The sequence below is a fragment of the Mycobacterium sp. genome, assembly GCF_004298145.1.
In the GTDB taxonomy this organism is placed as follows: Bacteria; Actinomycetota; Actinomycetes; order Mycobacteriales; family Mycobacteriaceae; genus Mycobacterium.
Genome location: NZ_SCRH01000015.1, coordinates 221348 through 235758 on the forward strand (window position 1 = coordinate 221348; position 14411 = coordinate 235758).

The 14411-nt window shown below is 68.2% G+C and carries 13 protein-coding genes; 7 read left to right on the top strand and 6 right to left on the bottom strand.

The genetic code is table 11. The features are described 5' to 3' along the window. Nucleotides 1-77 precede the first annotated feature (77 nt). Both EPN51_RS06575 and EPN51_RS06580 read right to left on the bottom strand, forming a co-directional pair. Complete coding sequence (locus EPN51_RS06575; RefSeq protein WP_293038827.1) at nucleotides 78-1187, bottom strand: MBL fold metallo-hydrolase; 1110 nt, start codon at nucleotides 1185-1187, stop codon at nucleotides 78-80. A 6-nt stretch (nucleotides 1188-1193) separates the two neighbouring features. Further along, a complete protein-coding gene (locus EPN51_RS06580; protein WP_293038828.1) occupies nucleotides 1194-1925 on the bottom strand; it encodes an enoyl-CoA hydratase in 732 nt (243 codons plus the stop codon). 27 nt (nucleotides 1926-1952) lie between these two features. Between EPN51_RS06580 and EPN51_RS06585 the strand changes: the two genes are divergently transcribed. From EPN51_RS06585 to EPN51_RS06605, 5 genes are all read left to right on the top strand, one after another. Further along, complete coding sequence (locus EPN51_RS06585) at nucleotides 1953-3434, top strand: carboxyl transferase domain-containing protein (protein WP_293038830.1); 1482 nt, start codon at nucleotides 1953-1955, stop codon at nucleotides 3432-3434. A gap of 120 nt (nucleotides 3435-3554) precedes the next feature. Continuing rightward, complete coding sequence (prrA, locus tag EPN51_RS06590; protein ID WP_293038832.1) at nucleotides 3555-4265, top strand: two-component system response regulator PrrA; 711 nt, start codon at nucleotides 3555-3557, stop codon at nucleotides 4263-4265. 15 nt (nucleotides 4266-4280) lie between these two features. Beyond that, nucleotides 4281-5618 carry a HAMP domain-containing sensor histidine kinase gene (locus EPN51_RS06595; protein WP_293038834.1) on the top strand — a complete coding sequence of 446 codons (1338 nt, stop codon included), beginning with the start codon at nucleotides 4281-4283 and terminating at the stop codon, nucleotides 5616-5618. 71 nt (nucleotides 5619-5689) lie between these two features. Beyond that, on the top strand, nucleotides 5690-5953 hold the full coding sequence (locus tag EPN51_RS06600) for a DUF2630 family protein (protein WP_293038836.1): 264 nt from the start codon (nucleotides 5690-5692) through the stop codon (nucleotides 5951-5953). Continuing rightward, nucleotides 5950-7542 (top strand): NAD(P)/FAD-dependent oxidoreductase, encoded by a 1593-nt coding sequence (locus EPN51_RS06605; protein WP_293038996.1) that lies wholly within the window; start codon nucleotides 5950-5952, stop codon nucleotides 7540-7542. Before EPN51_RS06600 ends, EPN51_RS06605 begins: the two co-directional genes overlap by 4 nt. A gap of 45 nt (nucleotides 7543-7587) precedes the next feature. Here EPN51_RS06605 and EPN51_RS06610 read toward each other — a convergent pair whose 3' ends face one another. Together EPN51_RS06610 and pdxH are read right to left on the bottom strand one after the other, a co-directional pair. Then, complete coding sequence (locus EPN51_RS06610) at nucleotides 7588-8883, bottom strand: citrate synthase (RefSeq protein WP_293038838.1); 1296 nt, start codon at nucleotides 8881-8883, stop codon at nucleotides 7588-7590. Nucleotides 8884-9066: 183 nt separating this feature from the next. Beyond that, the gene (gene pdxH / locus EPN51_RS06615; RefSeq protein WP_293038999.1) at nucleotides 9067-9696 is read right to left on the bottom strand and encodes a pyridoxamine 5'-phosphate oxidase; all 630 of its coding nucleotides are present in this window, start codon (nucleotides 9694-9696) and stop codon (nucleotides 9067-9069) included. Between the two features lie 117 nt (nucleotides 9697-9813). Here pdxH and EPN51_RS06620 point away from each other — a divergent pair, with 117 nt between their 5' ends. Both EPN51_RS06620 and EPN51_RS06625 read left to right on the top strand, forming a co-directional pair. After that, nucleotides 9814-10935, top strand: coding sequence for a citrate synthase 2 (locus tag EPN51_RS06620; protein ID WP_293038840.1), 1122 nt, complete (start codon nucleotides 9814-9816; stop codon nucleotides 10933-10935). 130 nt (nucleotides 10936-11065) lie between these two features. After that, on the top strand, nucleotides 11066-11524 hold the full coding sequence (locus tag EPN51_RS06625) for a VOC family protein (protein ID WP_293038842.1): 459 nt from the start codon (nucleotides 11066-11068) through the stop codon (nucleotides 11522-11524). A 107-nt stretch (nucleotides 11525-11631) separates the two neighbouring features. Here EPN51_RS06625 and EPN51_RS06630 read toward each other — a convergent pair whose 3' ends face one another. Next, complete coding sequence (locus EPN51_RS06630; protein ID WP_293038844.1) at nucleotides 11632-13332, bottom strand: FAD-dependent oxidoreductase; 1701 nt, start codon at nucleotides 13330-13332, stop codon at nucleotides 11632-11634. A gap of 21 nt (nucleotides 13333-13353) precedes the next feature. After that, nucleotides 13354-14379 carry a diiron oxygenase gene (locus EPN51_RS06635; protein ID WP_293038846.1) on the bottom strand — a complete coding sequence of 342 codons (1026 nt, stop codon included), beginning with the start codon at nucleotides 14377-14379 and terminating at the stop codon, nucleotides 13354-13356. Between the last annotated feature and the right edge of the window lie 32 nt (nucleotides 14380-14411).

Here is a 14411-nt window from a genome sequence, read left to right on the forward strand (position 1 = left end):
GACGATGAGCGCCGCGTGCGGCGCGATGAGGAAGCGGGCAATCGAGCAAAGCCCGCTGACGATGAGCGCCGCATGAATCAGAGCTCCCACCACGGGTTCGATTCCACCGGCGCCGCGAGATCGATGCGCTGACCGGGCGCGGGCACCGCCACGTTCACCCGCTCGGGCTCCGCCGCGGCGAGCAGCCGCTCGACCGGTTCGGCCCACGGGTGCGGCGCCAACCGGAAAGTGCCCCAGTGGACCGGCACCAGCAGTCCACCGTCGGTGACGTCCAGGTGCGCCCGCACCGCCTCCTCGGGGTTCATGTGCACATCGGGCCACGCCGTGTTGTAGGCCCCGATGGGCAGCAGGGTCAGGTCGAACGGCCCGTGGTCGGCGCCGATCCGCGCGAAGCTCTTGGTGTAGCCCGTGTCGCCGCCGAAGTACGCGCGATGGGTCGGCCCACGAAAGACCCAGGATGCCCAGAGCGTGTTGTTGCGCCCGAAAAAGCGACCCGAGAAGTGCCGCGCCGGCACGCAAACGACGGTGAGCTCGTCGACCTTTGCGCTCTGGTGCCAATCGAGCTCGACGATGCGGTGCCCGGGTATCCCCCACTTGCGCAGGTGGGCGCCGACACCGAGCGGGACGACGAACGGCGACCGCTGAGTGCGGGCCAACGCCATGATCGTGTCGATGTCGAGGTGGTCGTAGTGGTCGTGGCTGATCACCACCGCGTCGACGGCGGGCAGCCCTTCGAGTTGAATCGGCGGTGGATGGAGCCGCTGCGGCCCGACGATGTCCGACGGTGAACACCGGTCGCTCCACACCGGATCGGTGAGCACCCGGTAGCCGTCGATTTCCAGCAGCGCCGTGGAGTGGCCGAACCAGCAGACGGCCAGCCGGCTGGGATCCGCACCGAAGATTCCCGGCGCCGTCAGCGGAATCGGCCCCCGCGGCCGGCTCCCACCCCGGTTTCCCATCAGCTCCCACGCGATGAGCCGCAGTTGCTCGCGGTCCATCTTGGCGTCCGAGGCGGGCTCGAGGTTGACGAAGACACCGTCGCGATAATGCGGGGACCCGGCCGTCACCGCGGCGATCGAAGCGGGGTGCGCGCCGAGGGCGTCGGGCGCACCGTGCAGCGCGCGCACCAGCCAACCCCCGCCCGCCAGCGACGCCGTGCCGGCGACCAGCCGTAGCGTCCCCCGCATGGTTCGTCAGACCCCTTGGAACTTCGGTGGCCGCTTCTCTATCCGGGCGACCTGGGCTTCGACGACGTCTTGACTACCCCAGGCCTTGTCGAAGAGCTCCCTATGCACCGGCCCGGCCTCTTCGATGGCCCCGTCGTCGTTGAGCACCCGCTTGGCGTGCTGGATCGCCAGCGGGGCCAGGCCGGCGATCTCGGCGGCCCAGGCCTGGGCGTCGGCGAGCGTCCCGATGCGGTTGGCCATCCCGGTCTGCAACGCCACGTCCGCCGTCAACTTTTCCGCGGCCAGCAGCATCGCGCGGGCCCGGCCGTGACCGACCAGTGACGACAGCCGCCGGATACTCCAATTATCAAGGGCCAGGCCATATTTCGACGTCGGAAACTGGAAGAAGGCGTCCGGCGCGACGACCCGGAGATCGCATTGCATGGCCAGCTGCAAACCCGCGCCGATGGCCGGGCCGTTGATGGCGCCGATCACCGGGATGAGGGTCGCGTCCAAGACCTTGTGCAGCTCGATGAGCCGGTCGGGGTAGTCGGCGGCGAACGCGTCACCGCTCAGGTCCGCGCCGGCGCAGAACACCGTGCCCTGACCGGTCAGCACGATCGCGCGGATGGAGCCGTCGCCCGCCTTCGACGCGGCCTCGCGCAGCTCCTCGACGAGCTGCGAGTTCAAGGCGTTGCGGCGCTCGGGGCGCTGCAACTCGATGGTCAAAACGGCTTCGGCCTGGCTAACCCCGATCATGGCAGCCACCCTATATAGCCTCGTCACGTGAGTCGTATCACGGCTGGTCAATTACGCGACGCGGTGCTGGACGAGAATTCCTTCATCCGCTGGGACAGTGCGCCGCTCGCCGTTCCGCTCAGCGCGTCCTATGCGCGGGAGCTGGCCGACGCCCGGGCCGCGACGGGTCTGGACGAATCGGTGCTGACCGGCGAGGGGCGCCTCTTTGGGCGCCGGGTCGCGGTGGTGGTCAGCGATTTCGGCTTCCTGGGCGGCTCGATCGGGGTGGCCGCGGCCGAACGGATCACCGCCGCGGTAGAGCGGGCGACCGCCGAGGGCCTGCCGCTGCTGGCCTCGCCGAGCTCCGGCGGCACCCGCATGCAAGAGGGCACGGTCGCGTTCCTGCAGATGGTGAAGATCGCCGCGGCCGTCCGGCTGCACACCCGGGCGCATTTGCCCTACCTGGTGTATCTGCGCAATCCGACCACCGGCGGGGTGTTCGCGTCGTGGGGTTCACTGGGCCATGTCACGCTCGCCGAACCGGGCGCATTGATCGGCTTCCTCGGACCACGGGTGTACCAGCTGCTCTATGGCGAACCGTTCCCCAAGGGCGTCCAGACCGCGGAGAACCTGCAGCGGCACGGCGTCATCGACGGCGTCATCCCGCTCGACGAGCTGCGTCGCACGCTGGATCGTGCGATGACCGTCATCGCCGACGCCCCCGCGCCGCTCCCCGCGGCGCCACCACCCGAGGCGACACCCGACGTCGCGGCATGGGACTCGGTGGTGGCATCGCGGCGGCCCGACCGGCCGGGCGTCGGACTTCTGTTGCGGCACGGCGCCACCGACCGGGTGCTGCTGTCGGGGACCGGCCGAGGAGAGGCGGCGACCACGCTGTTGGCGCTGGCCCGATTCTCCGGCCAGCCCGCCGTGGTGCTCGGCCAACAGCGGATAGCGGGCGGCCGGGCAAGTACCGTGGGCCCCGCTTCGTTGCGCGAGGCGCGGCGCGGCATGGCGCTGGCCGCCGAGTTGCGTCTGCCGCTGGTGCTGGTGATCGACACCGCGGGGCCCGCGCTGTCGGCCGAAGCCGAACAGGGTGGGCTTGCCGGCCAGATCGCCCACTGCCTGGCCGAGCTGGTGACGCTGGATACCCCGACGGTGTCGGTGCTGCTGGGCCAGGGCAGTGGCGGGCCGGCGCTGGCGATGGTGCCCGCCGACCGCGTGTTGGCCGCGTTGCACGGCTGGCTGGCGCCGCTACCGCCGGAAGGCGCCAGCGCGATCGTGTTCCGCGACACCGATCACGCCGCTGAACTCGCTGCGGCACAAGGTATTCGGTCGGCTGATCTTTTGGAGTCCGGAATTGTTGACGTCGTCGTCGCGGAACATCCCGATGCCGCCGACGAGCCGGTCGAGTTCTCGCAGCGATTGTCGCGCGCCATCGCCGACGAGGTGCATGCGCTGCGCGCGATCCCGGCCGCCGAGCGGCTGGCCGCCCGGTTGCGGCGCTACCGCAACATCGGTGTGCCCTGACTCCTGGCGAGCAGACACAAAAGCGCCTTTTTTCCTCGGCGTGCCGGGTGCTTTTGCGTCTCAGCGTCAGGGTGGCGACCAGCTCGCGCCTCCCACCCCCGCACGCAACAATCAGGCAAGATGGGCGGCATGGACACAGGAACTAGCTCACCGCGGGTCTTGGTCGTCGACGACGACTCTGATGTGCTCGCGTCGCTGGAACGTGGCCTGCGGCTGTCCGGATTCGAGGTGTCCACCGCGGTCGATGGCGCCGAGGCATTGCGCAGCGCCACCGAGACGCGACCGGACGCTATCGTGCTCGACATCAATATGCCGGTGCTGGACGGCGTCAGCGTCGTCACCGCGCTGCGCGCCATGGACAACGACGTCCCGGTCTGTGTGCTGTCCGCCCGCAGCTCGGTCGACGACCGGGTGGCGGGCCTGGAGGCCGGGGCCGACGATTACCTGGTCAAGCCGTTCGTGCTGGCCGAGCTGGTCGCGCGGGTCAAGGCGCTGCTGCGTCGCCGCGGCGCCACCGCCAGCTCTTCCTCGGAAACCATCACGGTGGGTCCGCTGGAAGTCGACATCCCGGGTCGGCGCGCCCGCGTCAACGGCGTCGACGTTGACCTGACCAAGCGGGAATTCGACCTGCTGGCGGTGCTGGCCGAACACAAGACCGCGGTGTTGTCCCGCGCGCAGCTGCTCGAGCTGGTGTGGGGTTACGACTTCGCCGCCGACACCAACGTCGTCGACGTTTTCATCGGATACCTGCGCCGCAAGCTGGAGGCCAACGGCGGGCCCAGGCTACTGCACACCGTGCGTGGAGTGGGATTCGTGCTGCGCATGCAGTAACCCGGTCGAGCGGCCATGAACTTCCTGTCCCGGATCCTGACCCGTACGCCGTCGCTACGGGCCCGGGTCGCGGTCGCGACCGCGATCGGCACCGCCATCGTGGTGGTCATCGCGGGAGCGGTCGTATGGTTCGGCATCACCAGCGCCTGGAAGGAGCGGCTGGATCGCCGGCTGGACGAGGCGGCGGGTTTCGCCATTCCCTTCCTGCCGCGCGGGCTCGGCGAGATTCCGCGTGCCCCCCACGACCAGGACACCGTGATCACGGTGCGACGCGACGGCCAGGTCAAGTCCAACTCGGACATCACGCTGCCCCCGCTTCAGGAGGGCTATGCCGACACCTCCATCAACGGGGTGCGCTATCGCGTGCGAACCCTGGAACTCCGCACACCGCAGCCGGCGACGGTGGAAGTGGGTGCCACCTACGACGACACGATCGCCCAGACCAACAACTTGCATCGCCGGGTGATCCTGATCTGCGCGCTGTCGATTGGCGCGGCGGCGGTATTCGCTTGGCTCCTGGCGGCTTTCGCGGTCCGGCCGTTCAAGCGGTTGGCCCAGCAGGCCCGCTCGATCGACGCCGACGAGCGGCCACAGGTGGCGGTGCGCGGCGCCACCGAGGCCGTCGAGGTCGCCGAGGCCATGCGGGGCATGCTGCAGCGCATCTGGACCGAACAGGACCGGACCAAGGAGGCCCTCGCGTCCGCGCGCGACTTCGCTGCCGTGTCCTCGCACGAGTTGCGCACCCCCCTGACCGCGATGCGCACCAACCTCGAAGTGCTGTCCACCCTGGACATGCCGGATGACCAACGCAAAGAGGTGCTGAGCGACGTCATCCGCACCCAGTCGCGGATCGAGGCCACGCTGAGCGCCCTCGAGCGGCTGGCCCAGGGCGAGCTCTCGACGTCCGACGATCACGTCCCGGTCGACATCACCGAGCTGCTCGACCGCGCCGCCCACGACGCCACCCGCATTTACCCCGGGCTCGATGTCTCGCTGGTGCCCTCCCCCACCTGCATCATCGTCGGGTTGCCGGCCGGGTTGCGCCTTGCCGTCGACAACGCGATCGCCAATGCCGTCAAGCATGGCGGCGCCACCCGGGTCGAGCTGTCGGCGGTCAGCTCCCGCGCCGGCGTGGAGATCGCCGTCGACGACAACGGCGGCGGAGTGCCCGAGGACGAGCGCACAGCGGTGTTCGCTCGGTTCTCCCGCGGATCGACGGCCTCCCATTCCGGGTCGGGCCTGGGATTGGCCTTGGTGGCCCAGCAGGCCGAGCTGCACGGCGGGACGGCCGCGCTGGAAAGCAGTCCGCTGGGTGGTGCCCGGCTGGTGCTGCGCCTCCCCGGGCCCAGCTAGCCGCGCCGGCACCGCCGGATTTTGGCGGTCGACGGCAATCAGCCCCTTCTCGAGTCGGGCAGACTGGAGCGATGGCCAACGGCAGCAAACCGACCGACAACGACACCCTGGCACACATCCGCGAGCTGGTCGCCGAGGAAAAGGCGCTGCGGGCCCAGTTGCAGCGCGGCGACATCGACACGTCGGAGGAACATGATCGCCTTCGGCGGATGGAGATCGAACTCGACCAGTGCTGGGATCTGCTGCGGCAACGCCGGGCGCTCCGCGACAGCGGCGGTGATCCGCGGGAAGCGGAGGTGCGCCCGCCCGACGACGTCGAAGGCTACCTGAGCTGAGCGTCCACGCGGCAGACGTCGACGTCGTCGTCGTAGGGGGCGGTCACAACGGCCTCGTCGCGGCGGCCTATCTGGCCCGGGCGGGCCTGCGGGTGCGCCTGCTGGAACGGCTGGAACAGCTCGGCGGCGCGGCCGTCTCGGCGCAAGCCTTCGACGGTGTGGGGGTCCGGATATCGCGCTACTCGTACCTGGTCAGCTTGCTGCCGCCCCGCATCGTCGACGACCTGGGCGCGCGGGTGCGGCTGGCCCGGCGGCCCTTTTCCTCGTACACGCCCGACCCCGCCACCGGTGGCCGCAGCGGGCTGCTGATCGGGGCGCACGGTGCGACCTTCGCCGCCGTCGGCGCCGCCGACGACGCGCACGGCTTCGCCGCCTTCTACCAACGGTGCCGGCTGGTGACCGGACGGCTGTGGCCGACGCTGCTCGAACCGCTGCGCGGCCGCGAGGAGGCCCGCCGCTACGTCGTGGCGCGTGGCGATCACCGCGCCGCGGCCGCATGGCGGGCCATGATCGAGGAACCGATCGGCGGGGCCATCGCCGCGGCGGTGGGCAACGACCTGGTGCGCGGGGTGATCGCCACCGACGCGCTCATCGGCACCTTCGCCCGCCTCGACGACCCGTCGTTGACGCAGAACGTCTGCTTCTTGTATCACGTGCTCGGCGGTGGTACCGGCGACTGGGACGTCCCGATCGGCGGGATGGGGGCACTGACCGCCGCCCTGGCCACCGCGGCAGTCGGCCACGGCGCCGAAATACTCGCCGGCGCAGAGGTTTACGCGATCGATCCCAGCGGCGAGGTGCGCTACCGCATCGGCGAGCTAGAGCACCGGGTCCGGGCCCGCTTCGTGCTTGCCGGTGTCACACCGACGGTGCTGGCCGGGCTGCTCGGCGAACGACCGACACCGACGGCCACCGGCGCGCAGGTCAAGGTGAACATGGTGCTGGGGCGGCTGCCCCGGTTACGCGACCGGGGTGTCACACCCGCACAGGCATTCGCCGGGACGTTTCACGCCAACCAGACCTGGACCCAACTGGATGCGGCCTACGCGCAGGCGTCGGCGGGACAGGCGCCGAATCCGTTGCCGTGCGAGGCCTATTGCCATTCCCTGACCGATCCCAGCATCCTGTCGGACGACCTGCGTGACTCGGGCGCGCAGACGATGACGGTGTTCGGCCTGCACACCCCGCACTCGCTGTTGCGCAACGCCGACCCCGACGCCCTGCGCGACCAGCTCACCGACAAGGTGCTGGTGTCACTGAATTCTGTTCTGGCCGAACCAATTCAAGACCTGCTGCTGCACGACGCACACGGCCGGCCGTGCATCGAGACGACGACCACGTCGGATCTGGAGCGCACCTTGCGCATGAGCGGCGGCAACATTTTCCACGGAGGCCTGCGCTGGCCGTTCGCCGACGATGACGACCCGCTGGACACCCCGGCGCGGCGCTGGGGCGTGGCCACCGCCCATGAACGAATCATGTTGTGCGGCTCGGGCGCTCGCCGCGGCGGAGCGGTATCGGGCATCGGCGGGCACAACGCCGCGATGGCAGTGCTCGCTTCCGTCGCGAGCGGAGGTCAAAGCACCTGAAAAGTGCCCGTATGGGGTGTTTTTGTATCCGCTCGGCCGGGGAAACTAACGCGCGTCGATCGTCGCGTAGTCGCGTTCGGTGTAACCGGTGTAGATCTGGCGCGGACGGCCGATCTTGCTGTCACCCTCGTCATGCATCTCACGCCAGTGCGCGATCCAACCGGGCATCCGGCCCAACGCAAACAGCACCGTGAACATCCGCGTCGGGAACCCGAGCGCGCGGTAAATGAGGCCGGTGTAGAAGTCGACGTTGGGGTACAGCTTGCGCTCGACGAAGTAGTCGTCAGTCAGCGCCGCCTCTTCGAGCTCCTTGGCGATGCTGAGCAGGTCGTCGTCGCCACCGAGCTTGGCCAGGATCTTGTCGGCCTGTTCCTTGACGATGCGGGCCCGCGGGTCGTAGTTCTTGTAGACGCGGTGGCCGAAGCCCATCAGTTTGACGCCGGCCTCGCGGTTCTTCACTTTCTGGACGAATTCACCGACGTTGTCGTCGCTTTGGCGGATCTGCTCGAGCATCTCGAGGACCGCCTGGTTGGCGCCGCCATGCAGCGGTCCCCACAGCGCGTTGATTCCACCGGAAACGGAGGTGAACAGATTGGCTTGTGACGACCCGACCAGCCGCACCGTCGACGTCGAGCAATTCTGTTCGTGGTCGGCGTGCAGGATGAGCAGCATGTCGAGCGCCCGGATGATCTCGGGGTCCGCCTGGTAGGGCTCGGCGGGCAGCCCGAACGTCATGCGCAGGAAGTTCTCCACCAGGGTCAGCGAGTTGTCCGGGTAGAGGAACGGCTGACCGACCGACTTCTTGTATGCGTAGGCGGCGATGGTCGGCAGCTTGGCCAACAGCCGGATCGTGGACAGCTCAACCTGCCGGTTGTCCGTGGGATCAAGGGAGTCCGGGTAGTACGCCGAGAGCGCGTTGACCGCGCTGGACAGCACCGGCATCGGGTGGGCGTTGCGGGGAAAACCGTCGAAGAACCGCTTCAGGTCCTCGTGCAGCATCGTGTGCAACTGAATCCGCTGGGTGAACTCGGCCAGCTGCTCCTTGCTGGGCAGCTCACCGTAGATCAAGAGGTAGCTCACCTCGATGAAGGTCGACTTCTCGGCCAGTTGCTCGATGGGGTAACCGCGGTACCGCAGGATTCCGGCGTCGCCGTCGATGTAGGTGATGGAGCTCTTGCACGACGCGGTGTTGACGAAGCCGTTGTCGAACATGGTGTAACCGGTCTTGGACAACAGCGAGCCCAGCGCGAAGCCGTCAGCGCCTTCGGTGGCGCGCACGATCTCCAGGTCGGTCTCACCGCCCGGGTACTTCAGAGTGGCGGTGTCGTCGGTGTCGGCCACGAGAACCCCTTTGCGCTCCGGCTGATATCGCTGCCCTGACTTGGATGCTTACTGCTGAAGGTAGTCGTTATGGCGACGGGGCGCCTGCGCGGGGTCGAGTCTGCTGGTCATGCCACCAATCGGTGGCGTGAGCCTTGCTCTCGGTGTGGGCGCGAACCGCTCCGGGCACCCCTGCGCGGCACGCTACGGCTGAAGGCGCTCGACGCGATCGCCGCTGACCCGGATGCGGTTATGCAACCGGTCTTCCCGTCCCTGCCAGAACTCGACCACCTCCGGCGCGATGAGATAGCCGCCCCAGCCGGGCGGCACCGGAACCCGCTCGCGGTCGGCGAAGCGCGCGGTCACCCCCGCCAGCCGGTCGAGCAGCGCCGCCCGCGACGCGATCGGTTGCGACTGGTGCGATGCCCAGGCGCCCAGCTGTGACCCGCGCGGCCGTTTGGACCAGTAGTCCTCGGTGGCCTGCGCAGTGACCTTGCTCACCGGGCCGCGGATGTGGACCTGGCGACCGAGCTGGTACCAGGGAAACGTCGCCGAGGCGTACGGCGTCGCGGCCAGGTCGTCACCCTTGGCCGAGTCATAGTTGGTGAAAAAGGTGATTCCGGTCTCGTCGACGCTTTTGCACAACACCGATCGGCTCGCCGGCCTGCCGGCGGCGGTGACAGTGGCCAGCACCATCGCGTTGGGCTCGGCGACACCCGACCGCTCGGCGTCGCCGATCCATCTGTGCAACAACGAAACCCAACCGTCGCCGAGCCAGTCCGCGTCGAGGTTCGGACTCCCGTCCTTTTCCGCCGATCCGTATTCCGCACGCATTCGTTGCAGGTGCTCTTTTCCCGGCTCGGGGTCTCGTCCTGCCATCGCGTCAACGCTACCGGCGCCTCCTACCGGCCGGTAGCGCCGGCCCGACCACGGGGTGCGAGAATTTTCGGCATGACTGTGGTCCCCGAAGACTTTGTCCCCGGCCTCGAAGGCGTGGTCGCCTTCACCACCGAAATTGCCGAACCGGATAAAGACGGCGGTGCGCTGCGCTATCGCGGTGTCGACATCGAAGACCTGGTGGGTCAGCAGGTCACGTTCGGCGACGTGTGGGCGCTGCTGGTCGACGGGAAGTTCGGCCACGGGTTACCGCCCGCCGAGCCGTTCCCGCTGCCCATCCACACCGGCGACGTGCGCGTCGACGTGCAGGCGGGTCTGGCGATGCTGGCCCCGATCTGGGGCTACAAGCCGCTGCTGGACACCGATGACGCCACCGCCCGCAATCAGCTGGCGCGGGCATCGGTGATGGCCCTGTCCTACGTCGCGCAGTCCGCGCGCGGTATCTATCAGCCCGCGGTGCCGCAGCGGGTGATCGACGAATGCGAAACGGTCACTGCACGTTTCATGACGCGCTGGCAGGGTGAGCCGGACCCGCGGCACGTCGAAGCGATTGACGCCTACTGGGTTTCGGCCGCCGAGCACGGCATGAACGCCTCGACGTTCACCGCGCGTGTCATCGCCTCCACCGGCGCCGACGTAGCGGCGGCGCTCTCCGGGGCGATCGGCGCGATGAGCGGCCCACTGCACGGCGGAGCGCCGGCGCGGGTGCTGCCGATGATCGAAGAGGTCGAGCGCACCGGCGACGCGCGTGGCCTGGTCAAGAGGATCCTGGACAGCGGCGACAAACTGATGGGATTCGGCCACCGCGTGTACCGCGCGGAGGATCCGCGGGCGCGGGTGCTGCGCGCCACCGCCGAGCGGCTGGGCGCGCCGCGCCACGAGGTCGCCGTCGCGCTGGAGCAGGCCGCCCTGGCCGAGCTGCGCGAGCGCCGCCCGGACCGGGCCATCGAGACCAACGTCGAGTTCTGGGCCGCGGTCATCCTGGACTTCGCCCGGGTACCGCCCAACATGATGCCGGCGATGTTCACCTGTGGACGCACCGCGGGCTGGTGCGCCCACATTATCGAGCAGAAGCGGCTGGGCAAGCTGGTCCGGCCGTCGGCCATCTACGTGGGTCCCGCCCCGCGCAGTCCCGAATCCGTCGAGGGTTGGGACCGCAGCCTCACCAACGCCTGAGGCCCCCGTTTGTCGGTACCCGGCGATTTAATGGTCGCTGTCGCGATGAGTTTGCGTCGCCGACGCAGTCATAAGTCGTGAGCCTGCCCGCCGTGGGCGGGCGACGGAACCGACAGCAAGGAGAACCAGCATGGCGATCAACATCGAACCCGCACTGTCCCCGCACCTCGTGGTCGGCGATGCCGCCGCGGCAATCGACTTCTACGTCAAGGCTTTTGGGGCCCAGGAAATAGGGCGCGTACCGCGTCCCGACGGCAAACTGGTGCACGCCGCGGTGCGCATCAACGGTTTCACGGTGATGCTCAACGACGACTTCCCGGAGATGTGTGGCGGCAAGTCGATGACGCCGACATCGTTGGGTGGCACCCCGGTGACGATCCACCTCACCGTCCCCGACGTCGACGCCGGCTTCCAGCGGGCGCTGGATGCCGGCGCCACCGTGGTGACCCCGTTGGAGGACCAGTTCTGGGGCGACCGCTACGGCATGGTCGCCGACCCGTTCGGCCACCACTGGTCACTGGGACAGCCGGTCCGCGAGGTCAGCATGGAAGAGATCGCGGCGGCGATGTCCGGGCAGGGAGCCGGTTAGCGGCGATCGCGAGCGCGGCCGTGGTGATCGCCAGCGCGGCGTAGCCGGGCGCAGCGGGTCGCCACTACACCTCGCAGCCGGGCGAAGCGGGTCGCCACCATCGGGACCTAGCCAAGCAGCCTGTCCAGCAGCCGGCGTCGCGGTGGCGGCGCCGGCTCGGCGGTGGCCGCCACCGCGAGCATGGCGGCGACGTCGGTGAACTTGTTGCGGGGCCGGCCATCACCGCTGCCGCGCGCGATCTCGGCGGCGTCGATGGCACGCCATCCCGCCGCGTCGATGGCGTCGGGCTGGCGGGTGTGCACCAGGGCGCTCAGCACCTCGGGCTTGGCCACCGGATCGGTCAGATTGCCGGCGTTGAAATCGGCGACCAGGGCCTGCACGGTCTGCAACGAGCAGGACTTGTTGGTCCCGATGAACCCGCTCGGCCCCCGCTTGATCCAGCCCGCGACGTATGCGCCGGGCACCGGCGCGCCGGAATCGGGGTCGACGACGCGCCCCCCGTCGTTGGGCACCACGGCCGACGACTCGTCATAGGGAAGACCACGAATTGGCTTGCCGCGGTAGCCGATTGATGTCAACACCAGACCCGTATTCAGACGGTACGCCGCTGGCGTTGATTGCAAGGTGCCGGTGACCGAGAACTCCATGCCGGTCGCGCGCTGCTCTCCCAGAACACGATTCGGGGTGAGCCGATACGCCAGCCTGATCCGCGGGCGCGAGGCGGGCGCCGAAGCGTCGCCGAGCGTGCTCAAGACTTCCAGCTTGTTTTTCGTCAGGGCATCCGACACCGTCGCGAGGTCGGCCGCGACCAGCTCGTGGTCGGCCGCACTGAGCACGACCTCGGAGCTGCCGGTGAGCCCGATCAACTCGGGCAGCGTGAACGCCGACTGGGCGGGGCCGCGCCGGGCGGCGACCACCACCTCGCGCACCACCGAGCCGCGGAACGCCGCCAGCGCGTGGTCGGCGATGTCGGTGCGGGCCAGGTCGTCGGGGTCCGAGGTGAGTACCCGGGCGACATCGAGGGCGACGTTCCCGTTGCCGATGATCACCACCCGCTCGTGGCTGAGATCGACTGGCAGATCGGTGAAGTCGGGATGCCCGTTGATCCACGCCACCAATTCGGTCGCGGTCCCGGTACCGGCCAGACCCATGCCCTCGATATCCAGGCGACGGTCATCGGGCGCACCGACGGCGTACAGCACGGCGTGATGGTGAGCCAACAGGTCGTCGTGGTTGAGGTGATTGCCGATCTCGACATTGAGGTAGAACCGGAAGCCTTCATGGCCGGCGACCCGGTCGAAGAGCCGGGTGACCTTTTTGGTGTTCTGGTGATCGGGCGCCACCCCAGCCCGGACCAGCCCGTATGGGGTGGGCAACTTCTCAAAGACGTTGACGCACACGCCATGCTGGGTGAGTAATTCATCCGCGGCATACATCGCCGCCGGCCCCGATCCGACGATGGCCACGGTGAGTGGCCGCCGGCGGGGATGCACTTCGGCGGCCGGGATGACCGGGGCCAGCTTCGAAGTCGGCGGCAGCTTCTCGCCCTCGGGCCGTTTCGGGTAGAACGACGCGTTGATCTCGACGAAGGGCAGCTGGTTGGTATCCAACCGCGTGTCGGGTGCGATGGCATCGACGGGGCACGCGCTCACGCAGGCACCGCAGTCCACACAGGCCACCGGGTCGATGTAGAGCATCTCCGAGGTGGCGAAGCCGGGCTCGTCCGGCGTGGGGTGAATGCAATTCACCGGACACGCGAAAACGCAAGACCCGTCGTTGCAACACGACTGGGTAATAACGTGCGGCATGAAACCTACAAACCGGACCCGTTACGCAGCCGGCGCCGCGGCCAGGTGCTGGCGTTGCGGTTCGCTACGGTAGCGCGACGGCTTGCCGTTGATCTTGCACAGCCGCCACATCAGTCGCGCGGAACGCGTCTCCATCAGGCCGGTGTCGTGAGCCAGCATCCGCACGTCACCGAACATGTCGCTCAACCACTTACGCGATTCCGGCGAACGGAAGAACAGTTCCTTCTTGACCTCGCGCGGGATGTCGAACTCGCGCCAGAACGCCTTGGGCGGCACCACAATTGCCCGGCACAACATCTTCATGGTCAGCGGAAAATACAGTGCGGTCCAAAACCGCTGCCTCTTGGTCAATTCCGGCAACCGCCTGCGGAGGAACTCATGAGCGAAGGAGATGTGGCGCGCTTCCTCGGCGACGTGAATCGCCATCACCCGTTCCATGACCGGGTGCAGCGACTTGCCTTCGCGCAGAATATTTTTCTGCGTGTGGTCGATCGGTTCCTCGCCGGCCAGCACGCCGATGAAGAACGCCACCGGCAGCGGCCCGGCCACCAGCGGGACCAACGGCGAAAGCCATTTCAGCATCCGCGGCATACCCGGCACGTCGGCGCCGATCCGGTTGACCATCTCCTGGAACATCATCGTGTGGTTGCACTCTTCGACCGACTCGTGCAGGCAGTACCGGTATTCGGGCGACCCGTTGGGCACCCAGAACGTGTAGTTCATCAGGCCGCGGATCAGGATCGATTCGAAGTGCAGGCCGACCTTGGCCACGTTGGCCTGCCGCCACATACCGATCTTGATCTGGTGCTCTGCCGGCTGCGCCAGATACCAGGGATGGCGGCCCAGCGGGTCTGTCGTCGGCAGAATCCACCGGGGGTCGTTGTCGGTGACAGCGAATTCCGGTGATTCCCAATCGATGTCGGTGTATGGGTTGAAATTACGCCGCACCGACCCCTCGGACAGTGTGGCAAGCATGTTGACGTATTCAGCGTCGTCGCGCACTTCCATGTTGCGGCGCCAACGCCGGACCAATCGCGTCCTAGCCATAACTTAGGCCTCCTCAACGAGGTTTACATTTG

What these genes read in the sequence shown, in the direction of transcription:
- EPN51_RS06575 (WP_293038827.1), bottom strand. Translation starts at nt 1,187, where the DNA reads ATGCGGGGGACGCTACGGCTGGTCGCCGGCACGGCGTCGCTGGCGGGC.
- EPN51_RS06580 (WP_293038828.1), bottom strand. Translation starts at nt 1,925, where the DNA reads ATGATCGGGGTTAGCCAGGCCGAAGCCGTTTTGACCATCGAGTTGCAG.
- prrA (WP_293038832.1), top strand. Translation starts at nt 3,555, where the DNA reads ATGGGCGGCATGGACACAGGAACTAGCTCACCGCGGGTCTTGGTCGTC.
- EPN51_RS06595 (WP_293038834.1), top strand. Translation starts at nt 4,281, where the DNA reads ATGAACTTCCTGTCCCGGATCCTGACCCGTACGCCGTCGCTACGGGCC.
- EPN51_RS06600 (WP_293038836.1), top strand. Translation starts at nt 5,690, where the DNA reads ATGGCCAACGGCAGCAAACCGACCGACAACGACACCCTGGCACACATC.
- pdxH (WP_293038999.1), bottom strand. Translation starts at nt 9,696, where the DNA reads ATGCGTGCGGAATACGGATCGGCGGAAAAGGACGGGAGTCCGAACCTC.
- EPN51_RS06620 (WP_293038840.1), top strand. Translation starts at nt 9,814, where the DNA reads ATGACTGTGGTCCCCGAAGACTTTGTCCCCGGCCTCGAAGGCGTGGTC.
- EPN51_RS06625 (WP_293038842.1), top strand. Translation starts at nt 11,066, where the DNA reads ATGGCGATCAACATCGAACCCGCACTGTCCCCGCACCTCGTGGTCGGC.
- EPN51_RS06630 (WP_293038844.1), bottom strand. Translation starts at nt 13,332, where the DNA reads ATGCCGCACGTTATTACCCAGTCGTGTTGCAACGACGGGTCTTGCGTT.
- EPN51_RS06635 (WP_293038846.1), bottom strand. Translation starts at nt 14,379, where the DNA reads ATGGCTAGGACGCGATTGGTCCGGCGTTGGCGCCGCAACATGGAAGTG.